Here is a 19,935-nt window from a genome sequence, read left to right on the forward strand (position 1 = left end):
GTTAGTTTTTGGATTTTCTCCCATAGCTCTACTATCAAGGCTTCTTTTGCCTCGTTCGATAGCTGTTTTAGGTCGGGGAGTTTTTCCATTCCTTGATCTAATGTCTATCTTGTTTTCTTGTCAAGGGGGTTGAGCAATTACGTTTTTTTGTTGGTTCGATATACAAAATTAAATCAGCAACAGATAAAGATAAAGACGCTAAGTATTCTTTTCTAGCTCATATTGACCACAAGCGTATTACTCACAGCACGTTGGAAAAGGTTATTGGCAGCTTTGTTGTAGAGCTTGACAAGGCTCTGCGATCTAAATCATCTGTCACAAAGCGAGAGGATGCGCTCAAATGGCTAAGTAAAGCTCATGCAGAGTTAAGCAAAACAGCTTCTAACTTACCACCTCTCAATGACCTTGTTGTGGAGCTAGAGTATGAGTTACGAAATACTATACCGAAAGTTATTGATGCCACCAATCCAGATAAGGAACCAAAATACAGCCCAGGTATAAACATTCTAATTGGAGGAAACCGCTTGGGGCGTGGTGTAACTATTGAAGGATTGATGATTACTTATTACGGGCGTGATGCCAAACAAAAGACGATGGACACAGTTCATCAGCACGCGCGAATGTTTGGTTATCGCCAGGAATTGTTAGATGTTACTCGCCTCTTTTTACCCAAACACATTTTAGAAGATTTCCGCGCTATTCATGAATCAGATGAGGGTATGCGTGAAGTAATTGATGAGGACACTGGCAAAATTAAGCTTACGCCAGTGTGGGTTGGTCGCCAACTTAGACCAACCCGTGCAAATGTCCTTAATCCAGCAGCTATTGGTGTATTTACCCCAGGATCTTCTATTTACCCCCGCGATCCATTATGGAAATCTTCGGAAGTTAAAAAACACACAGAAGCACTCGATAAACTTCTGTCTACATTTAACGGAGATGATGAATATCATGAAGTAGACATCGACTCTTTAATCGAGATTATTTCAGAAATGCCAAGCCGTTCCTGTTCTGGGTATGTCTGGGAAGATGAGCGAGTCAAACAGGCACTTCAATCAATGAAAAAACAAAAGATTCATAAGGGTATTCTCAACGTTCGTCGAGGTAAAAGGGGTGGTGATGGGCTGGGCTTGAAAAATCAAACTACTCGACCTTGGCGGGATGGTTTTGCACAAAGTCAGTGGCTAAGTAAGCCCAGACAAAAATACACTGATGTCCCTGTACTCGTTGTTATGTATGAAAAAGGTGAAAAACAAGATTATTGGGACGATCAACCTCTGTATTTGCCAACACTGATTCTGCCTAAGAACAAATTCGTCTTTATGTTTAATTACTCAGAGGAATCAGAAGAAGTAGAAGAGCAGCAAGAAGATGAACTAGAATGGGATGATTCAGAGAAAATAGACGAAAATTAATTGATACCACAAGCATCATCTAATTCACCATAAGTCGTCAGAGAAGGAGGATGATAATTTTTTGTATAGGTATAAAAAGCTTAGGAAAAATATTCTGGTGGTAGGGTAGAGATTCAATTTTTATTTGCAGAAGATGGATAGAAGAAACTACCGTAAAAGTGCGGGTACTCATCGCGCAATAACTTCTCATCATATCAGCCATAATAGTAACAAGTAAGTTTACTAAAAGCGAATAAATAACTATGGTCACTGCTACTGCTGCACAGAAGAATTTTACTTTAGAAGACTTCATGGCTAATCCCCCCGACAACATGGAATGGGTGGACGGACAACTCGTGGAGAAAAATGGAGCCACGCTCAAGCATGGTAAAATTCAATCAAGCCTGGGTTGTGCTTGGGCAAATTACATGATTTCCAGCAAACAAGGAGGAGAACTTTATATTTCACCACCTTGCCACACTAACCGACAAATTCGCCGGCCCGATGTCGCTTATCTCATACCCGAATTAGTTGCAAAACTTGGCAACCTTGCCACTTTGCCCCAAAGTTTTCCGTTAATTTCCGAAATAGTTTTACCCACCGATATTGCTGAAGATGTCTTTCTCAAAGCACAGGAATATTTAGAATCTAGCTGTCAGGAAGTTTGGCTAGTTTTTCCAGAAAGTCGTTTAATATTCGCGATGACTCAAAATCAAATATTGACATTTAGATCCGGCGATACCGCCAGCACCCAACAAATCCTGATCGGTTTTAGCATCGATGTCGATCGATTGCTAGCTTAAACATCAAACTAAATTGCTACAATATCTTTAAGACTCCCCCAGTCCGCGCAGGCGGACTTCGTTTGTATAGCCCCGAATTCTATTCGGTGGCGTTTAATCGAGACTTCGTTTGTATAGCCCCGAATTCTATTCGGTGGTGTTTAATCCTTCGTTTGTAGGGCCTCCGAATTCTATTCGGTGGTGTTTAATCCAGATTTAATATCCCACCATTATCGGAGCAAACCGCCATGTCAGACGACTTTTCCTTAAACGAGCTTTTAAATAGAAGTTACTACGCCTTCAAAGACGCAGAAAACCAAGTGGGACAGTGCAATGTTTTAGTCATCGGCAAAACCGGTGTCGGCAAAAGTACCCTGATCAATTCCGTTTTTCGCCAACGCTTAGCAGAAACCGGAGTCGGCCGCCCCATAACTCAAGGCATTCGCCAATATACCAAACCGAATTGCCCAATTACAGTCTACGATACTCCCGGACTCGAACTCAACGCCGAACAAATTAAAGTTATTCAATTAAACGTTGCTAAACTGATTGAAGACCAAAGACTCCTGCACCCAAAAGAACACATTCACGTCATCTGGTACTGCATCAATCACAGTGCCAATAGAATAGAATCTGTGGAGGAAAGCTGGCTAAAAGAAATGGAAGTCAAAGAGGTACCAGTTCTTTTAGTGCTGACTCAGACGACATCTAAAAAGCCGGGTGAGTTTTTCAAGCAACTGGAACACATGAATTTACCAGTCAGTCAAATCATCCCTGTGATGGCTGAGCCGGAAGAAATCGATGAGGATTATACAGTAAAGTCTCACGGTTTAGACAAGTTGGTAGATGCAACTGTTCAACTGTTGCCGGAAGTAGCTAAAAAAGCTTTTGTTAAAGAACAAATTGCCAATATTGCGCTCAAATCTGACATGGCATTTAAGTACCTAAGTGCTTATGTAGCCGGTTCTGCCATTGTCGGTGCGACTCCTGTACCGTTTGCTGATGCGCCGATTTTGATGACGATGCAAACGGCAATGATTGCTAATATTACTGTGATTTTTGGAATGCCCTTTGATAAGGGGTTTATTTCGGCCATGCTGTCTGCTATTAGCGGCGCTGGCGGGGTTACTGCTATCGGCAGAAGTATTGTTACTAATTTGATTAAAATGATTCCTGGTGCGGGTACTGTTGTGGGCGGTGCTATCTCCGGTGCAACGGCCGCAACTCTCACGCTTGCCCTCGGTTTGGCTTACATTGAAGTGCTTAAAGCTTATATGAAAGCTCAAATTAATGGGGAACAACTTTCTTTGCAGCAGTTGACAAAGATGTTTGTGGATTTTTATAAGGATTATGCTAGTTCTGGGCGTAAAACTTTGAAGGATGACAAACCGAATCAACCTAAGCCTCCCAATCAAATTAATATTGAGTAAATTGGGCATGGGGCATAGGGCATAGGGCATAGGGCATAGGTTATTTGTTAGTTCCAATTCCCAATTCCCAATTACCAATTACCAATTGATTGCTACAATATGAGTTAATTCTGCAAAAGAGAGTAAATGGCTATGGTAATGGCTGCCGTTTTATCAGAAAATGTTTCTCTAGAAGACTTCATGGCTAATCCCCCCGACGATATGGAATGGGTGGACGGGCAAATTGTGGAGAAAAATGGCATGACAGTAAAACACAGTCGAATCCAATCTAGACTTGATCGTTCTTGGGGAAATTACAAAGATTCTAGCGGACAAGGCGGCGAAGTGTATACAGAAGTTCCTTGCCGTACTGACAGGCGAGTGCGCCCTTCTGATGTAGCTTATCTGACTCCTGAACTTGTTGCTCAATATGGCGATGTTCCTAGTTTGCCTCAAAGCCCGCCGTTAATTGCAGAAATAGTTTCTCCTACTTATATTGCGGAAAAAATATTTCTGAAAGCACAAGAGTATTTAGATTCGGGTTGTCTGGAAGCTTGGATTGTTTTTCCAGAAAGTCGCTGGATATTGATAATGACTCAAACTCACAAGTTAACTTTTAACCTGGGTTATACAGTCAGCACTCAGCTAGTGCTGCCCGGTTTTAGTGTTGCGGTTGATGAGTTGTTGGGTTGAAGGCAAAAAATTAATTAGGTATAAGTGCTTTGTGGCACAGTTCCGCCGTGAGGCTTGTAATAATTTGTGAAAAAGTCATTGACAAAATGCCGCTCGCTCGCCCCAGCCAATTAATAAAAAAAATTATCAATAAAAACAGCAGTTGTAAATTTGCACAAAAGCACAAACAGCGGTAAAATACTGATTGCTTTGTTTCCAAATCTAGCGTAAATTCCAATTGGGGAATTAAAACCAATAATTGAAATATGTCTAAGACTTACACTGTTGAATTGATCCACCAAGGCTCTACCTATACCGTAGAAGTACCCGAAGATAAACAAATTCTCCGCGCCGCCAACGCGGCCGGCATTGAGTTGCCGAGTTCATGCAATGCGGGGGTTTGTACTACTTGCGCTGGTAAAATTATTGAAGGGAAGGTCGATCAAGCTGATGGTATGGGCGTTAGTCCGGATCTTCAGGAAGAAGGTTATGTGTTGCTGTGTGTTGCTTATCCCCGATCGAACTTGAAGATAGAAACAGAAAAAGAAGACATTGTGTACGATCGCCAATTCGGTAAATCCTAGGACTAAGCTAAAATTGACCTAAGTACCGTTAGCGGTAAAACCACTATGGATCGCCCTATGACCACCCATTTCATTTCCGCAGAAGTTGACCTCCACGAGACCGCCGAGCAACTGCACTCGGCTATTGAAATTGAACTGCAAAAGTACGGCGAACCCCTGCGGTGGGCAGTCACAGATGTGGATGTCGATCGGCAAAAGGCTGTGGTAGAAGGCTACGTGCTCGTGGAAGCATCCCCCGCAACACCGTGAACCCCCGCCCTTTGACAGTGGTTTTGATAGTCCCCACAGGCGTTGGAGCCTCGATTGGTGGGTTTGCAGGAGATGCGCTGCCGGTGGCTAGGGCGATCGCCCAAATTTCAGACACCCTGATCACTCACCCCAACGTCCTCAACGGGGCTCAACTTTATTGGCCGATACCTAACGCTCTCTACGTTGAAGGTTACGCTCTTGACAAATTTGCTGCCGGAGGCTGGGGCCTGCAACCGGTACATCAAAATCGCATCGGCTTAATCCTCGATTCCGCGATCGAACCAGACTTGCAGTTGCGGCACTTGCAGGCGGCTGATGCAGCGAGAGCTACATTGGGCTTGAATATAACTGATTGTGTTTTAACCGATCGCCCTCTGCAAGTAGAATTGCGTATTTCTGAATCAGGCGCATCCTGGGGGACGATCGGCAATCCCGACAGTTTATTGCGCGCGGCAGAAAAATTAATCACACAAGCAAGAGTAGAGGCGATCGCAGTTGTAGCCAGATTTCCCGACGATCAAGGCAGCCTCGCCCTCGAAAACTACCGCCGCGGCAAAGGAGTTGATCCCCTCGCCGGCGCGGAAGCTGTGATCAGCCACCTCGTCGTCAGGACGTTTAAAATCCCCTGCGCCCACGCCCCCGCGTTGTCTGCGCTTCCCCTCGATCCGCACCTGTCCCCGCGATCGGCTGCTGAGGAAATCGGCTATACTTTCCTACCTTGCGTGCTTGCCGGCCTCAGCAAAGCTCCCCAATTGGTAGCGCCAGAAAGCCAGCAGCACAATCAATTATCAATTACCGCCGATCGAGTCGATGCGGTGGTGATACCCGCCACAGCCTGCGGCGGCAGTGCTATTCTGAGTTTGAGTGGGCGATCGTCCGTACAAATTATCGCGGTGGGGGACAACAAAACCCAGATGCAGGCGACTCCAGAAAAACTCGGAATCAAAGCTTTGCAGGTAAACTCATATTTAGAGGCGATCGGAGTTTTGGTCGCTTTGCGAGCCGGCATCAGTCCAGCTTCCTTGGGTGCAGACATCTCCTCCCTGCGTTGTTTGTCTGACTAAACCCAACAAATCTCAAATCTCAAACCTCAAATCTAAAAGTGATTAAGTGGCAGAAAAAATTCCCGGAAATCCTGAAATTGAACCCTTGACGCGCACCCAAGTTTTAGTAGCAATGGGCGTGACAGCAATTATGTTGCTGGCGGTAGCTAAATTGTGGTTGCTATTTGGATCGGTATCGCTTTTGCCAGTCAAATTGATAGGAATGGACTTGCTCAAAGGATGTGCGCTCGGACTGGCAATTACAGGCGGCAGTGCGATCGTTTATCACCTCTGGCCGGGTTATCGCCGGAGTGCAGACGTTTACTTGGAAGTAGTTCTCAAACCTTTGTTTTGGCCTGATTTAATTTGGCTGGGACTGCTGCCGGGACTTAGCGAAGAATTGCTATTTCGAGGCGTGATGCTGTCTGCTTTGGGATTGAATCTTACCAGTATAGTTTTATCGAGTTTTTGTTTCGGCATTCTGCACTTGGGAGGCATGGATCAGTGGCCTTATGCTGTTTGGGCAACGGCTGTCGGATTGCTGTTGGGTTACAGCGTTTTAGCTACTGGCAATTTGTTAGTGCCAATTACGGCTCATATCTGCACGAATTTGATTTCGAGCTGTGTTTGGAAGTGGGAACACAATCTGGTGAAGCGTTAGCTCGATCGCAATTTTAAAGCGATTGAAATCGCGCCTGCGCGGAATATAGCAATAAATGCCAACGCGCAAGGGGGTTTTTAGATTGAACGAACCGCGAAGACGCTAAGGGCGCGAAGGAAGAGGAAGAGTTCACCAAGGTGAAAAGGTTTTAACCGCCGAGTTTTATCTGTCTTAAGGCAGTTTGTAGCTGCTCGATCGCACAATCAACTCACCTTGACTGGGGTTACGGCTGAAAATAAAAGCTCCTTCTTGAGTTTCACCACTTGACAAAAAATCAATTTGTTGATCGCCGGATTCTACAACTTCACCGTTGACGCGCAATTCGGCAATAATTTGCACTGATTCTGCCGTTTCGCCGCCCGTGTTTGTCACTGCAAACGGTACGTAAAATTGCCCTTGAGTTTCGCGAATAGGCGTGTTGCGAGTGACAGAAATAATCGGAGGTTCCTCTTTTTTAGTCACCCAGTTGTAGATTACGAGTCCGGTGAGGGTAAAAAGGATCAAGCAGGCGATCGCAAATGTCACCCATTCAGCAGGAGTTCTTTTTTCTTGCTGTTCGTTATTACTTTCACTCATACTGCCAACCTCCCCGCCGCGCCGCCAACAGCCGCCGGCAATCCCAATACTAACGTATAGTTCAACCAAATCGACCACGGGTCGTCAAAACTGAGTTTGTCGAAGAAAAACATCATAAATGCAGAAGCCGCCAGCGACACTAAATAGGCCATGACAGTTTCGCTGAGGGGACGCTGAAAAATCCCTTGCTGCTGCTGCCGTTTTGCTTGATAAGTAAAGCCTGCTACAAATACAATACCGTAGGAAATTAGCAGCGAAGCGGCGATAATTCCTAATTGCCAAGGCGGCGAAATCGCTGCTGCTAGCATGGGAATTTCGTCAGTTGGGGCGATGTTGAAAGCAATGATCATCGCGCCGATTAAAGTAGCGCCGATATCTGCTACAGTTGGATTAATGCTAGGTTCGTTTTCGCTGTCTGAACTTTGATAGCGATCGCCGCTCAAGAAACCGTTGGCCAGGGCTACTCCCAACGCAAACGGCAGGCCTTCAAAGATGATTTTCCCCAAAGTTTCTTGCAGCGGAGTCTCCGGGGTAATTTCTCGGAGCAAAAACAGGACAAAAGCGGCGCAGACAATACCAATGGCGATCGCTTCTACGGTATCGATTGCAGCATCTAGCCAGCGGATGTCTTTAGTTTTGCGAAAACCTTCCGTGCGAGTCAACAAGAAAACGACGAGAAAAGTAGTTGCGATCGCGATCGACATTGCCGCTGGTTTAGTATACGAACCGATCCACCAAACCTCCATCGTATAAAGAAGGGGAATTCCGAACAAAAAGCCACCCGATGCACCTCGAATGATGTCGTTTAGTTCATTTGACCACTGATTTTTACGTCTTTTTGATTTTTTCATGTTTGATTGAAAACGCACCTCAAAAAAGGCAATCTCTATTTTTACATATTTCAAGTGTTATCGTAGATAGCATCTGCACTCAAATTTGTGCCTAAGCTATTAAAAATTCCTCTCGAGAAATTCCCACCTGAGTATAAATTGCTCTCAGTGTCCCTGATTTTATTTTATCGTGGTTAGGCATTACTAACGGAGTCTCCGTGCCATCCTGATTCTCTCACACCATGACAATGTGTTCGCCTTCTCTAATAATCCGCAAACCCAACAACTGAAATGTTCTGATGACTTGTCTTTTAGAAGCATCGACAGGAAAGTTAGACATTAAATAGCCACCTCTGCTTCTACTAAAAAAGTCTCTATCGCAGGTGATTCCTTTTCCATTGTTTCTTTGCCAAATACTTCGATATAGCAGCGAATAACTGACGTGACATCCGCTAAGGCTTCTTCATAGGTGTCACCTTCACCAACTACGGCACCTTTCATACCAAGGGGATAGGCTACATAACCATCGGAATGTTTTTCAATGATGATTTTAAATTGTTTCATCTTCGCCTCTTTATTTTTAAACTAATTTAATTCACCACACCCGCGCGATCGCATAAGCATCAAAAATAGCATCAACGCTCAAAATCGGTATCTGTTCCGCCACAGATTGTGCAATTATCAGCCTGTCAAATGGGTCACGGTGATGCAAAGGCAGTGAAGCCACAACCTCAATGTGGTCGAAAGTTATTTCCAGTATATCAATTCTATTAACTGCGAGCTGCTGCTTGATAAACTCCATAAAAGGCATACTAAAAGTTAGCCTACCTATACTATGTTTGATCGCCATTTCCCAGACGCTAGCTGTACTGAGGAGAATATCGTTCTCTCCGTTGTCAATTAGCGATCGCCCTGTTGCGGTGAGTCTCGAACTGTCTGTCGTATACCAAATAAAGGCATGAGTGTCCAACAACAACCTCATTCCATGTACTCCTTAAACTCTTCTAGCGGTTCGTCAAAATCATCGGACATCCAAACCATTCCTTTGGCACTTCCTGCTTGCCGATTGGGTTTAGCTTGTTTGGGAATTACTACCAATTTTACAACAGGCTGGTTATCTTGAGTAATCGCCACTTCTTCGCCTCTCATCGCCGCTTCGATTAATTCCAGAAGCTTTTCTTTGGCTTCAATAATGTCTACTTGATACATAATTTGTGCCTGCTTACTATCAATCTATAACATCACCATTCTAACTCAATTAAACAAATCCTCTTCCTCCAAATCAACCGACTGCAACTGAGCCGGTGTAGCAGGAATCGCGGCAATAATTGCATCGATTACCTTCGCCACCGGAATAATCTCCATTCCTAACTCCGGCACCGGTTGATTCTTAGGAATAATCGCCCTTTTAAAACCCAATTTCGCTGCTTCCCTCAGCCGCAACTCTAATTGCGAAACCGGCCGCACCTGTCCCCCCAAACCCACTTCTCCAAGCAAAACAGTGCGCGCATCAACCACCCGATCGCGAAAACTGGCCACAACGGCGATCGCAACTGCCAAATCCGCCGCCGGTTCGTCCACCTTCAACCCGCCCACCGTCGCCAAAATCACATCTAATTTAGATAAAGGAATCCCCACCCTTTTCTCCAAAACAGCTAAAATTTGCTGCAATCTAGCATTATCCACACCAGTAGTAGTGCGGCGAGGCGAACCGAAACTTGCAGGGCTAACTAACGCCTGAATTTCCACTAAAATCGGTCGAGTTCCTTCGCAAGTAACAGTCGTCGAAGTACCGGGAGAAAATTCATCTCTATTCCCTAAAAACAACTCCGACGGATTATCTACTTCTCGCAAACCGTTGGCTACCATTTCAAAAACACCGATTTCGTGAGTAGCGCCAAAACGGTTTTTCATCGATCGCAAAAGCCGATGAGAAGCAAAGCGATCGCCCTCAAAATACAGTACAGTATCTACCAAATGTTCCAAAACCCTCGGTCCGGCCAAAGCTCCATCTTTCGTAACGTGACCGACAATAAATAAAGTAATATTTTCCCTTTTCGCTACCTGCATCAAAGCAGATGTACATTCCCGCACCTGAGCCACCGAACCCGGAGCCGATGTTAAACTAGCAAAATAAATAGTTTGGATGCTGTCAATCACCGCCACATTCGGTTTCAGCGCTTCCAACTCCCGCAAAACAACTTCTAAATCCGTCTCTGGAAGCAAATAGAAATTCTCCGCTGAATTGTCCTCGGAATCCTTTTTAGCTTCCCCGTTACTGCCAGATTTATGCCCGCCGTTGCTTGACAATTCAACCGGATTAGCCACGCCCAAACGCTGCGATCGCAACTTCACCTGCTGGCCGGACTCCTCCGCACTGACATACAGTATCCGATCCTTGCGGGCCAACATATTCGCCACCTGCAACAGCAGCGTCGATTTCCCGATTCCCGGTTCCCCCCCAATCAACACCAGCGATCCCGGAACAATCCCGCCTCCCAAAACTCGATCGAGCTCCCCGTAACCAGAAGGCCAGCGAGACTGAGTTTGGTCGGAAATCTGCGATAATCTGAAAGATACCCTTGGTTGACCCTTCGACTTATCAGGGGGCGAACCGCCCACTGTCTTAGTTGTCACCCCAGTTAAACCAGCCCGCGGCACACCAGCAGTAGGTTGCTCTAACTGCTCGTCAAAAGAATCCCACTTCTGACAGCTAGGACATCTGCCAAAATATTGTGGTGAATCATACCCGCATTCCCGACAAATATATTGTATTCGAGGCTTAGGCATTGTTTACTATGATAAATAGTCACCCTTAAAATTTGGAAAAGTCTGAGTTAAAGCAATTATCAAGCTTTCAGACCGATCGCCGCCCATGATTCAATTTGTGTCTTCTATGATAGGGTACAAAAAATTAACATTATCTGAAATGTAACTTAAGGAGTGCTCGGTAACTTGGAAAATCATAAAGAAAAAATTCTGGTAGTCGATGACGAAGCCAGTATCCGCCGCATTCTGGAGACTCGCCTTTCCATGATTGGCTACGATGTCGTCACCGCTGCTGACGGTGAAGAAGCTCTCGAAACATTTCGCAACACCGAACCCGACTTAGTGGTTTTGGACGTGATGATGCCAAAGCTAGACGGTTACGGCGTCTGTCAGGAGTTGCGTAAAGAGTCAGACGTGCCCATCATCATGCTAACTGCTTTGGGAGACGTAGCCGATCGCATCACCGGTTTAGAATTGGGCGCAGACGATTACGTCGTCAAACCTTTCTCTCCCAAAGAACTTGAAGCCCGCATCCGTTCGGTACTGCGGAGGGTTGACAAAAACGGCGCATCGGGGATTCCTAGCTCTGGAGTCATCCACGTCACCAATATTAGGATTGACACCAACAAGCGCCAAGTTTATAAAGGCGACGAACGAATTCGGCTCACGGGCATGGAATTCAGCCTGTTAGAACTGCTTGTGAGCCGTTCTGGAGAGCCTTTTTCGCGATCGGAAATTTTGCAGGAAGTGTGGGGATACACGCCAGAACGCCACGTAGACACCCGCGTAGTGGACGTTCACATCTCGCGGCTTAGGGCAAAGTTGGAAGACGACCCCAGCAATCCCGAATTAATTCTCACCGCCCGCGGCACCGGCTATCTCTTCCAGCGAATTGTCGAAATTGGAGAAGTAGGATAAAGTCACTTGGCAGTTGGCAGTTGACGGTTGACGGTTGACGGTTGACAACCAACAGTCAACAGTGAACAGTCAACAGTGAACAGCCAACAGTGAACAGCCAACAGTGAACAGCCAACAGTGAACAGCCAACTGACAAATGACTAAATCTGATCCCAATAAAGTTTTGCGGCAATTGCCCTTAGTTGCAGGAGGGTTAGCAGGTACGCTGCTAATGGTAAACCGCTTGCTGACAGAGCAAATTACAGATTCTCAAGCTCGATCGGACGCTTTGGGAGTAATTATCAGCGCTCTGCTGATTTTAACAGGTTTGCTGTGGCAGCAGGTGCAAGCGCGATCGCCCGATTCCGTAAAACTTATCGGCGAAGAAGGTTTTGAATTTGCGCCGGATTTGCCGGAGGCCGTGAAAATAGAATTAGCCTGGGCGTCGCGTTTGCTGTTGACAAATACCGCCACAAGGTCGATCGTAATTGTGTATCAGGGAAAAGTTCTATTGCGACGCGGTATTTTAGGCATCAATCCCGAAGTCAAACCAGGGCCGATTTTGCAGCGAGTGCTCGACAAAAACAAACCAATTTATTTAGTAAATCTCAATATTTATCCCGGCAAAATTGAATTTGACTATTTGCCAGAAAATACCCAAGGAGTCATCTGTCAACCTATCGGCAGCCAAGGCGTTTTAATCTTAGGTGCTAACGCGCCCCGCAGCTACACCAAACAAGATGAAAACTGGGTTGAAGGCATTGCCGACAAACTAGAAAATACCATCAATCAATTTTAGATTTTAGATTGTGGATTTTAGATTGTGGATTTTAGATTTTAAATTTTAGATTGTGGATTGCACAATGCCAGCTCTGTCAAGGTGCGATCGTCTTCGAGGGCTGCGCTAACGACGGATTTGCCTCATTCTCGGTGTTGGCTATCGGCAATAAACAAGATTTATTACCGATAATATCTTTTGAAAATAAAAAGAGCTAGCGCTGCCCCCAACAAAATTTCCAGGGTTTGAGGGTCTTCTTAACCACCCAGACGCGGGCTGCGTGTACAGGGCGCATCTTAGTCCTCAACAACGCTCTCCGGGTGCGCTAGGCCCACCTTACTAGCTCACAAATCGCAACTCAAAACTCAAAACTACTAGCGAGCCCAGTCAGTACCGCGCCACAGTGTAAAAAACAAAACACTAGAAATCAGCGCGCCCAGCAGCCACTTAACAGCATTTTTAAATAACCCCACGCGCTGACTTTGCTGAACCGCAGCACTTTGCGTCTGTAACCGTTCCTTAGCCGGAGTAATTCTCGAAAGAATTTGCTCTTTCAATTGCTGTGGGTTTTGGGTATCCGTTTGTACCCCCAAACGGGTAAGTTCCCCCGCCAAATTCCTTAAATCTTCAGGACTACCCTTCTTTAGCCGATCTTCCACCTGCTGCAACTGAGCTAATTGTTGGTTTGCTTGAGTAGTAATTTGCTGGTTGTTTTGGTTGTTCACATAGATAGTGCCAAAAATTCCCAAAGGCAGCATCAACAGAAAAACCAGACCTAGCAGCAGACAAACCCAAGACAAAACCTTCAAAAAAACGTCTTCCAAGCCTCTGCGATCGTACCCTTCTCCAAAAAATATCAGCGCCATTGCCAGTAAAGGAACTGGCACCCGTTCCACTACTGCCCCAATCGTCTGCAATTCCCAGAGGCGATTGCCAAAATTTGCTGGTATAAGAACTGCAATCGTATCTAATACAGACAAAATTAATAGACCGTAGCCAATCCAACGCAGTCTGTAGATAGAAAAACCTTGTTCGCCTTGTAAGTCATTCATAAAATAATCAGAGTTGTTGTTAAGAAAAATCTCTCTTGACCCCGCCCAAGAACGGATACAAGCCCCCGACAACAGTCGTGGAGAGTCAAAAATTTTAGACTCTTGTTCCAGCTTCCAGATTCACCTGTGGAGTAAGTCTAAAAGCTAAAAGCTAAAAGCTAAAATCGACTGAATCGAGTCAAGGCTCGGGGAATCGCGGCTGCCACCACTCATACCAAGAAACCCAAGCATTCTCTAGAATTTTTTTGGCATCTTCTGGAGTTGTTTTATCCAAAGGCACAGACATCTGAGTCCACAAACAGCGCCGGTCTTGAATATTTCCCCTACCCAACAACCAAAACAGAATACGGTTTGGCTGCCAATCGCGAGTATTTCGATTATATCTAAACTGTTGGGAAGTTACTGTAGCACTGCCACGAGGATTGATACACGAACTCAAATACAGTCGATTTTGCTGTTGCAAAATTCCGTGAAACCCCGCGCCTTGAGTGTTTACTAATGCTAGTTTACCAGGAGACGACTTGAGAACTGTATGTCCCTTCATCATACCTTCCACTTCCGCAATGGTGTCTACGGCATAGCGCATCTCTATTTCTAGAGCCATGCTATTTTTTTGATATTCATATTTCCTGGCAGCTTTGAATTCTGAATTCTTGCTAAGTTCGATCGGCGCGCTCTTGTTTAGTTTCCAATCGGCTAGAGGCACCGACTCGGGAAACTCAAACGGGGTTGCCACATTCTTGCCTTCCGATGGATAGAAAACCAATTTTCCGGCAACCAACAAAACCCCCCCCAAAGTAACAGCCAACAGGGAAAGCCTAAGTGGTTTCCAAGAGGTAATAGCCATTAGCAATTCTGTCCTTCCTTATTTTGGGGTTGGTCTTTCAAAATTGCAAACCAGCAGAATAACCCGAAAATAAATACAGCAATCATCGAAAATATTACTGAACCATTTCCTTCGTGCCAGTATTTAAATGCTTCGGGTTGAGATAGCGATACCAGCAGCGCCATGAGAGCAACTCGCGCGGCATTAACTAGAAATGCAGTAATTATGGCCACGAAGGGCAATACAATTTTCTGACCCGTAGTGGTAGGAAACATCAGTAAGAAAACCAGAGCTAGTCCTAACAATTGTAGTATCGCATTCACCCCCGAACAGCCGTGATACACTTCCACGCTGCCATTTTCCAGGATTAGAAAAACCCCTTTCCGCACCACTTCAAATCCTAGATAGTGGAGGAGGAAAGCTGAAAATTTTGCTGTTAATAGGGCGACATCAACGAATACTCCGATCAATCCGGGAGGAATAGCTGTATAGCCAAGAATTAGAAGTTCCTGCCTATATTGTTTCAGTCCTTTTGTTCCAGAAGCCAGCAATGCGAGACTGATTCCAGACAAAAAAGGCGTTGCTCTAATAAAAAAGTCGTATCCAGATATCGACGAACTTTTGAGCAATATGAAAGCAATTAATGAGGTCCCAAAGAAGCTGGCGAAAACTCCGCTTTCAAAAGTTAAGGATTCGTGCCTTTCCCAAATGAGAAATGCTACGACTCCCCAAAACAGTAACATTGTACCGAACAGGTCTGTGTCGTTTGTTCTGGAAGTTAGAGTTAGGTGTAGGGCAATCAAACCGGAGGCGATGCCTAACAGCCAGTATTTAGGTTCTTGGACGTGCTTGAGCCAGTTTATTTCGGTCATTGCTGCTTTTTGTTTTTCCTAAAAGCTTCTAAAATGCTTAAGCTTGTAACTCTATTAAAATTATCAGCTACAAACACTTGAATTTATGCCTTTGTGATGATTTTTAACTAAATCTTCACAAAGATTGACAAGGACAAATATGTGTGATAAGTACCTTCACCCAATTAATTTTGAAGTGAGGAGCAAAGACCAAAAAAAACAGGTTTTTTAACTCGGATCGATCGCACTCAACTAAAAATTTTCCTTTCTATAACCCTGTTTCTGCGCCGGGAGTTTAAATGTAAAGCTTGAAGGCAAGACAGAAACCTTTCTTGGACGCACTCTTGAGCTTGAAAACCAGTTTTTTACCGGTGCTGGTTTTTGGTAGCCCGTGCGTCCAAGAGTAGATTAATTAGAGTAGACTTTCCGGTAGTAAGTTTGATATTCCTCCGAAAGCAGGGGCTCCCACCACTCCCGATGGGCTAAGTACCATTCTACAGTCTGCCGCAAACCTTCTTCAACTGTTACTGAGGGAGTCCAACCTAACTCTGTTTTAATTTTGCTGGCATCAATAGCATAACGCCGATCGTGCCCGGCTCTGTCTTTGACAAATGTGATCAATTGTTCGCAAGGACGGGCGGGTAAATCAGAAGCTAATTCGTCCATTAGCTGACACAGCATTTTTACTAAATCGAGATTTTTTACCTCGTTGTTGCCGCCAACATTGTATGTTTCCCCAGGCTGACCACGGTCAATAACGGCATCTAAAGCGCGGCAGTGGTCGAGAACGTACAGCCAATCTCGCACGTTTTGACCGTCGCCGTATACTGGCAGCGGTTTGCCCAATAGCATATTGATGCACATTAATGGAATGAGCTTTTCTGGGAAGTGATAGGGGCCGTAATTGTTGGAACAGTTGGTGATAATTGTCGGGACGCCGTAGGTGTGGAAATAGGCGCGGGCGAGGTGGTCGCTGCCAGCTTTGGAGGCTGAGTAGGGACTGTTGGGCGAGTAGGCGGTTGTTTCTGTGAAGGCTGGGTCATCGGGGCCGAGACTGCCGTAAACTTCGTCGGTAGAAACGTGGAGAAAGCGCATTTGTGCTTTGAGAGATGCCTCATCAATTGCTTCAAAATGCTTGCGGAAGGCTTCTAAAAGCGTGAAGGTTCCGACAACGTTTGTTTGAACAAAGGCTGCGGGCCCGATAATTGACCTGTCAACGTGGGATTCTGCGGCAAAGTGCGCGACTGTGGTGATGTTTTCTTCTTTGAGCAAGGTATCGACTAAGGTACGATCGCAAATATCCCCCTGCACAAACCGAAAATTTTCGCCTCCTTCCAAAGTTGCCAGGGTTTGTCGGTTTCCGGCGTAGGTTAAAGCGTCGAGTACGACTACTCGATCGCCCGGATAGCTGCTGCACCAGTGATGGACAAAATTCGAGCCGATAAATCCAGCCCCGCCCGTCACCAACAATCGGCGAGGGGCTCGCTCAATGCCTTGAGTCGCGTTGTCTGTCATAAAAATAAGAGTTATTCCAATAACTAAGCCTTTACAAAAGTAGCCTTAAAAGTAGTTTGTCACCAAGTGTTTGCCGCCATGTAATTAAATTTTCTACTGTCTCACCTCAGATTTTCTGATTTGGGCGCGATCGAAGTATTGGTTCACAAAACTTGAACTTCTACCGAGCTGTTAGCCCAAACGCTTACAGAGCAAGCATTGCAGGTTTTTAAGCGGGCAAATTTAAATTTGAATTGCGTGAGGCTATAGTTGATATTTGCGATCGATCCTCGATATGGGCGGCGCGCAGAGTTGATACATTTGTAAAGAGCTGTTACCATTAATTTTTTAATTATCCTTTACAATCTGCACAGCACCATGAAGAAGTTTCAAGTGTTAGCTGGCATTGCTTCCGTAGTCGCGATCGCAAGCAGCATCGCCATAGGTGACGCTGCATCTGCTTTCCCCTGTTCCTACAGCAAATCTGGGGCGGCTAAATCTGGTTCTGCGACAACGATCCTAGGTTCCGGCGGCTCGGAGCGAATGAATCCGTGGAAATCTTACAAAACAGCAGCTCTCGGTTTCCTAGGTTTGGCTGGAGTTTTGGGTGGCGGAGCGGCCTACATGAGCTACCGCGCCGGCAAGCGCGCTTCTGCTGCTTGGGCTGCGATGACCGATAATTTTGAAGTTTCTGAAGAGTCGATCGATCTGATCGCAGATGCAGGTGTTTCTGGACACATGGAAGTTCCTGCCTTGCTCGATTTGGCGCCGGCGGGTGCTGTAGCTGAGTCAGCAGATGCGGTTGCAGCCGTTCGCGAACACCCAGAAGCTCCGGGCGGCGAGCTGGATTTGCCAGTTTCGGAAGTTGCTGAGTTGAGTTCTGAAATTGCGATCGAACAAGTCCAAAGCGCGAGCCTCAAATAGTTATCTCAAACCAAAGTATTCGCTGAGCGCACCTCCAATCTTCCAAGATTGGAGGTTTTTTGATTTGAAGTTATCTACCCCTACAATTTCTGGTCATTGCGATCGCGAAGCACTGCAAACAATAGACAGATGAATCAATAGCGCACAATATCATATTCCTGCGAAGCAAAGGAGCACCGAATTAATACCAATTTAAAAAAGTCTTGCTAAAATCCTCAATCTTATACCACTTATTAAAATATCAATTATTAAAAGTCGCAGCTCCCCGTCAGGACACGGCAGTGCCGTCTCCCTACTGTATTTGATTTGATTGAAAACAGCTATAAAATTAGATGACTAAAAGCGAGACAGTACACCGAGGCGATCGCTTTGAGTTCGACCGCCAGAAATACTCTTCATATCAATCTGAGGGTAGACGGCAAAAGTTCAAATCGCCTGTTACCGTGAGAAATATAGCCCTACAGATTACAACTATAGGTTATTATGAATGCTTGGCGCGATCGATTCAATCAATTTACAGGTAAAACTCGACTGGCAGTTTGCCGGGTGTTCGTTCACCTAACAGGCGGAGAAGTTGCACCGCTGTTAGGAGTTCTCAACCGCACCGCCAGAAAAGCAATTGATGCCGATGGCGACATAGTAGTTTTAGGAGAAGGTCTTGTAGAAATTTGCAATCACCTGTTGCAAGACGACAACTACTGGCAATCAGCCGCCAATGAAGGCGATGTTTTTTGGAATGAAGGGGAAGCCGGCGATTATGTGGATGAACTTTTCATTGATTCAGCCGATCGCTATCTCAGTGAGCCTCAATACAGCACATCTGTTTATGATAAAAATTCCCCCTTGTCTTTGCCGGTAACTAGAAATGTAGTGGTGATGCTGACAGTTGCGTATGAAGGCGAAGTTCCTGCCCTAGAAACTGACCTCGCTGACATCAGCGCGCTGAAAGTCGGTTTAAAAGCCCTGATTAATTTACATTACCAAGAAAGGCTCCGAGCTGTGCAAGTTCACTTTTCTCCCGCACAGTTGGGAGACGAACTTACCAACGACCAAGTGTTGGTCAATTTCCCTGAACTTATTCCGCTTTAAGGAAGGAAGAAGTTAGGCAACGGATTCAGTAACTGATGTCGGGAAGAAGGAAGAAGGAGCAATTATAAAACAACCCATGCCAAATTACAAATTACAAATTAAAAATTACTATTTATGATGCTGCGAAGACTGACAATTTATTTCATGGCTTTAACTTTTTTATGGACGGCAACCGCCTGCGGTTCTCCGAGCAGACAAACTTCGACAAATCCTGCTGGCAATCCAAATATTAACACAGTGCGTCCTGCACCAAATAATAATAACTTGGCTCAAGGTCAATATCCTGTACAGCAAGCTACCTACGACGATGCTGATGGCGAATACAGTTTGATGTTGCTGAATACTCCCCCTGGCAGTCCCCCAGTTTACCGCACTAGGGATTTGCAAATGGCTCGCTTAACAGATGAAGAAATATCGGCAGGCAAGAAAAGTTATCTAAATGTGGATAACAATCAAGCGGTTTTGCATTTGACAGAAGATTTTAAAATTGAGTACGTTCACAACGTTACGGAAACTGTTCCTAATCCTCAAACAGGTCAGCCACAAACCGTAGTGGTGCGTCAGCAATCTGGCTTCTGGGCACCGTTTGCTGGGGCTGTAGCTGGTCAGGCGATCGGCAGTTTGTTATTTAGACCGCGATATTATATGCCGCCAGTCTATCAGCCGGGGATTATGACAGGATATGGCGGGTATGGTAATACTTACAACCAAGCTGTTCAGCAGTATCAAACTCGGTATCGAACTCCGCCTCCTGCTGTGAGAAACCGTCAAGTTTTAAGGACAACCGGCCGCTTGCGATCGCCCACATATAACCAGCCAGTAAGACCCTCAGCACGGCCAAATGGCAATCGATCGACCGGTTCGGGTTACGGTGGCAGCACTTTGAGGCGATCGCCCAACTCAAATTCCCGGCAGCAAAGGCGGAGTCCGAGTTTTGGTAGCGGCAGGAATTCTCGTCAACCGAGTCGGAATCGCTCTTTCGGGAGTGGCAGAAGGCGTTAAGAATGTAGGGTGCGTCGCCCTCGAATATCTGCGCCTTAGTGGGAAGTTTCCCG

Annotated in this window: 23 protein-coding genes; 13 read left to right on the forward strand and 10 right to left on the reverse strand. The window is 45.6% G+C overall.

Going from position 1 to position 19,935, the window contains the following annotated elements; all coding sequences use genetic code 11:
• Positions 1–167: 167 nt before the first annotated feature.
• The 8 genes from NDI35_RS23955 (at position 168) to NDI35_RS23990 (ending at position 6,794) form a co-directional block, all read left to right on the forward strand.
• Positions 168–1,415, forward strand: coding sequence for a Z1 domain-containing protein (locus tag NDI35_RS23955; RefSeq protein WP_445314944.1), 1,248 nt, complete (start codon positions 168–170; stop codon positions 1,413–1,415).
• A gap of 242 nt (positions 1,416–1,657) precedes the next feature.
• Positions 1,658–2,197 carry a Uma2 family endonuclease gene (locus tag NDI35_RS23960; protein ID WP_445314899.1) on the forward strand — a complete coding sequence of 180 codons (540 nt, stop codon included), beginning with the start codon at positions 1,658–1,660 and terminating at the stop codon, positions 2,195–2,197.
• A gap of 227 nt (positions 2,198–2,424) precedes the next feature.
• On the forward strand, positions 2,425–3,606 hold the full coding sequence (locus NDI35_RS23965) for a YcjF family protein (protein ID WP_445314900.1): 1,182 nt from the start codon (positions 2,425–2,427) through the stop codon (positions 3,604–3,606).
• Positions 3,607–3,732: 126 nt separating this feature from the next.
• On the forward strand, positions 3,733–4,278 hold the full coding sequence (locus NDI35_RS23970) for a Uma2 family endonuclease (protein WP_445314901.1): 546 nt from the start codon (positions 3,733–3,735) through the stop codon (positions 4,276–4,278).
• A gap of 245 nt (positions 4,279–4,523) precedes the next feature.
• Entirely contained in the window at positions 4,524–4,841 is a 318-nt protein-coding gene (locus NDI35_RS23975) for a 2Fe-2S iron-sulfur cluster-binding protein (protein WP_445314902.1), read from the forward strand.
• 57 nt (positions 4,842–4,898) lie between these two features.
• Positions 4,899–5,090, forward strand: a complete 192-nt coding sequence (locus NDI35_RS23980; RefSeq protein WP_015175652.1) for a DUF8621 family protein — start codon at positions 4,899–4,901, stop codon at positions 5,088–5,090.
• The gene (locus tag NDI35_RS23985; RefSeq protein WP_445314903.1) at positions 5,087–6,154 is read left to right on the forward strand and encodes a DUF3326 domain-containing protein; all 1,068 of its coding nucleotides are present in this window, start codon (positions 5,087–5,089) and stop codon (positions 6,152–6,154) included. The genes NDI35_RS23980 and NDI35_RS23985 overlap by 4 nt, the downstream gene beginning before the upstream one ends.
• Before the next feature lie 46 nt (positions 6,155–6,200).
• Complete coding sequence (locus tag NDI35_RS23990; RefSeq protein WP_445314904.1) at positions 6,201–6,794, forward strand: CPBP family intramembrane glutamic endopeptidase; 594 nt, start codon at positions 6,201–6,203, stop codon at positions 6,792–6,794.
• 171 nt (positions 6,795–6,965) lie between these two features.
• On the opposite strand, the gene NDI35_RS23995 is transcribed toward NDI35_RS23990, so the two are convergent.
• The 6 genes from NDI35_RS23995 to radA all read right to left on the reverse strand — a co-directional run bounded on the left by NDI35_RS23995 (position 6,966) and on the right by radA (position 10,990).
• A complete protein-coding gene (locus NDI35_RS23995) occupies positions 6,966–7,370 on the reverse strand; it encodes a TIGR02588 family protein (protein ID WP_445314905.1) in 405 nt (134 codons plus the stop codon).
• On the reverse strand, positions 7,367–8,221 hold the full coding sequence (locus tag NDI35_RS24000; RefSeq protein ID WP_445314906.1) for a TIGR02587 family membrane protein: 855 nt from the start codon (positions 8,219–8,221) through the stop codon (positions 7,367–7,369). Before NDI35_RS24000 ends, NDI35_RS23995 begins: the two co-directional genes overlap by 4 nt.
• 318 nt (positions 8,222–8,539) lie before the next feature.
• Entirely contained in the window at positions 8,540–8,764 is a 225-nt protein-coding gene (locus NDI35_RS24005) for a type II toxin-antitoxin system HicB family antitoxin (protein ID WP_445314907.1), read from the reverse strand.
• A gap of 31 nt (positions 8,765–8,795) precedes the next feature.
• The gene (locus tag NDI35_RS24010) at positions 8,796–9,182 is read right to left on the reverse strand and encodes a type II toxin-antitoxin system VapC family toxin (protein WP_445314908.1); all 387 of its coding nucleotides are present in this window, start codon (positions 9,180–9,182) and stop codon (positions 8,796–8,798) included.
• The gene (locus NDI35_RS24015; RefSeq protein WP_333256474.1) at positions 9,179–9,409 is read right to left on the reverse strand and encodes a type II toxin-antitoxin system Phd/YefM family antitoxin; all 231 of its coding nucleotides are present in this window, start codon (positions 9,407–9,409) and stop codon (positions 9,179–9,181) included. Before NDI35_RS24015 ends, NDI35_RS24010 begins: the two co-directional genes overlap by 4 nt.
• A 45-nt stretch (positions 9,410–9,454) precedes the next feature.
• Positions 9,455–10,990, reverse strand: coding sequence for a DNA repair protein RadA (radA, locus tag NDI35_RS24020; protein ID WP_445314909.1), 1,536 nt, complete (start codon positions 10,988–10,990; stop codon positions 9,455–9,457).
• A gap of 165 nt (positions 10,991–11,155) precedes the next feature.
• Here radA and rpaB point away from each other — a divergent pair, with 165 nt between their 5' ends.
• Both rpaB and NDI35_RS24030 read left to right on the forward strand, forming a co-directional pair.
• Positions 11,156–11,887 (forward strand): response regulator transcription factor RpaB, encoded by a 732-nt coding sequence (gene rpaB / locus NDI35_RS24025; protein ID WP_071587789.1) that lies wholly within the window; start codon positions 11,156–11,158, stop codon positions 11,885–11,887.
• A gap of 136 nt (positions 11,888–12,023) precedes the next feature.
• The gene (locus NDI35_RS24030; RefSeq protein WP_445314910.1) at positions 12,024–12,665 is read left to right on the forward strand and encodes a cofactor assembly of complex C subunit B; all 642 of its coding nucleotides are present in this window, start codon (positions 12,024–12,026) and stop codon (positions 12,663–12,665) included.
• Positions 12,666–13,018: 353 nt separating this feature from the next.
• Here the strand turns inward: NDI35_RS24030 and hpsJ-A are convergent, their stop codons facing one another.
• From hpsJ-A to rfbB, 4 genes are all read right to left on the reverse strand, one after another.
• On the reverse strand, positions 13,019–13,696 hold the full coding sequence (hpsJ-A, locus tag NDI35_RS24035; RefSeq protein WP_445314911.1) for an HpsJ-like protein, cyanoexosortase A-associated: 678 nt from the start codon (positions 13,694–13,696) through the stop codon (positions 13,019–13,021).
• Positions 13,697–13,874: 178 nt separating this feature from the next.
• Positions 13,875–14,543 (reverse strand): cyanoexosortase A system-associated protein, encoded by a 669-nt coding sequence (locus NDI35_RS24040; RefSeq protein WP_445314912.1) that lies wholly within the window; start codon positions 14,541–14,543, stop codon positions 13,875–13,877.
• Positions 14,543–15,394, reverse strand: coding sequence for a cyanoexosortase A (crtA, locus tag NDI35_RS24045; RefSeq protein WP_445314913.1), 852 nt, complete (start codon positions 15,392–15,394; stop codon positions 14,543–14,545). Before crtA ends, NDI35_RS24040 begins: the two co-directional genes overlap by 1 nt.
• A gap of 387 nt (positions 15,395–15,781) precedes the next feature.
• Positions 15,782–16,888, reverse strand: coding sequence for a dTDP-glucose 4,6-dehydratase (rfbB, locus tag NDI35_RS24050; protein WP_445314914.1), 1,107 nt, complete (start codon positions 16,886–16,888; stop codon positions 15,782–15,784).
• A 357-nt stretch (positions 16,889–17,245) separates the two neighbouring features.
• Between rfbB and NDI35_RS24055 the strand changes: the two genes are divergently transcribed.
• The 3 genes from NDI35_RS24055 (at position 17,246) to NDI35_RS24065 (ending at position 19,882) form a co-directional block, all read left to right on the forward strand.
• Positions 17,246–17,791: a hypothetical protein gene (locus NDI35_RS24055; protein WP_445314915.1), complete on the forward strand. Its 546-nt coding sequence runs from the start codon at positions 17,246–17,248 to the stop codon at positions 17,789–17,791.
• Positions 17,792–18,274: 483 nt separating this feature from the next.
• On the forward strand, positions 18,275–18,880 hold the full coding sequence (locus tag NDI35_RS24060) for a DUF1517 domain-containing protein (RefSeq protein WP_445314916.1): 606 nt from the start codon (positions 18,275–18,277) through the stop codon (positions 18,878–18,880).
• Between the two features lie 114 nt (positions 18,881–18,994).
• Positions 18,995–19,882 carry a hypothetical protein gene (locus tag NDI35_RS24065; protein WP_445314917.1) on the forward strand — a complete coding sequence of 296 codons (888 nt, stop codon included), beginning with the start codon at positions 18,995–18,997 and terminating at the stop codon, positions 19,880–19,882.
• Positions 19,883–19,935: the final 53 nt, after the last annotated feature.

The organism is Microcoleus vaginatus FACHB-2002 (assembly GCF_040004035.1).
Taxonomy (GTDB): domain Bacteria; phylum Cyanobacteriota; class Cyanobacteriia; order Cyanobacteriales; family Microcoleaceae; genus Microcoleus; species Microcoleus vaginatus_C.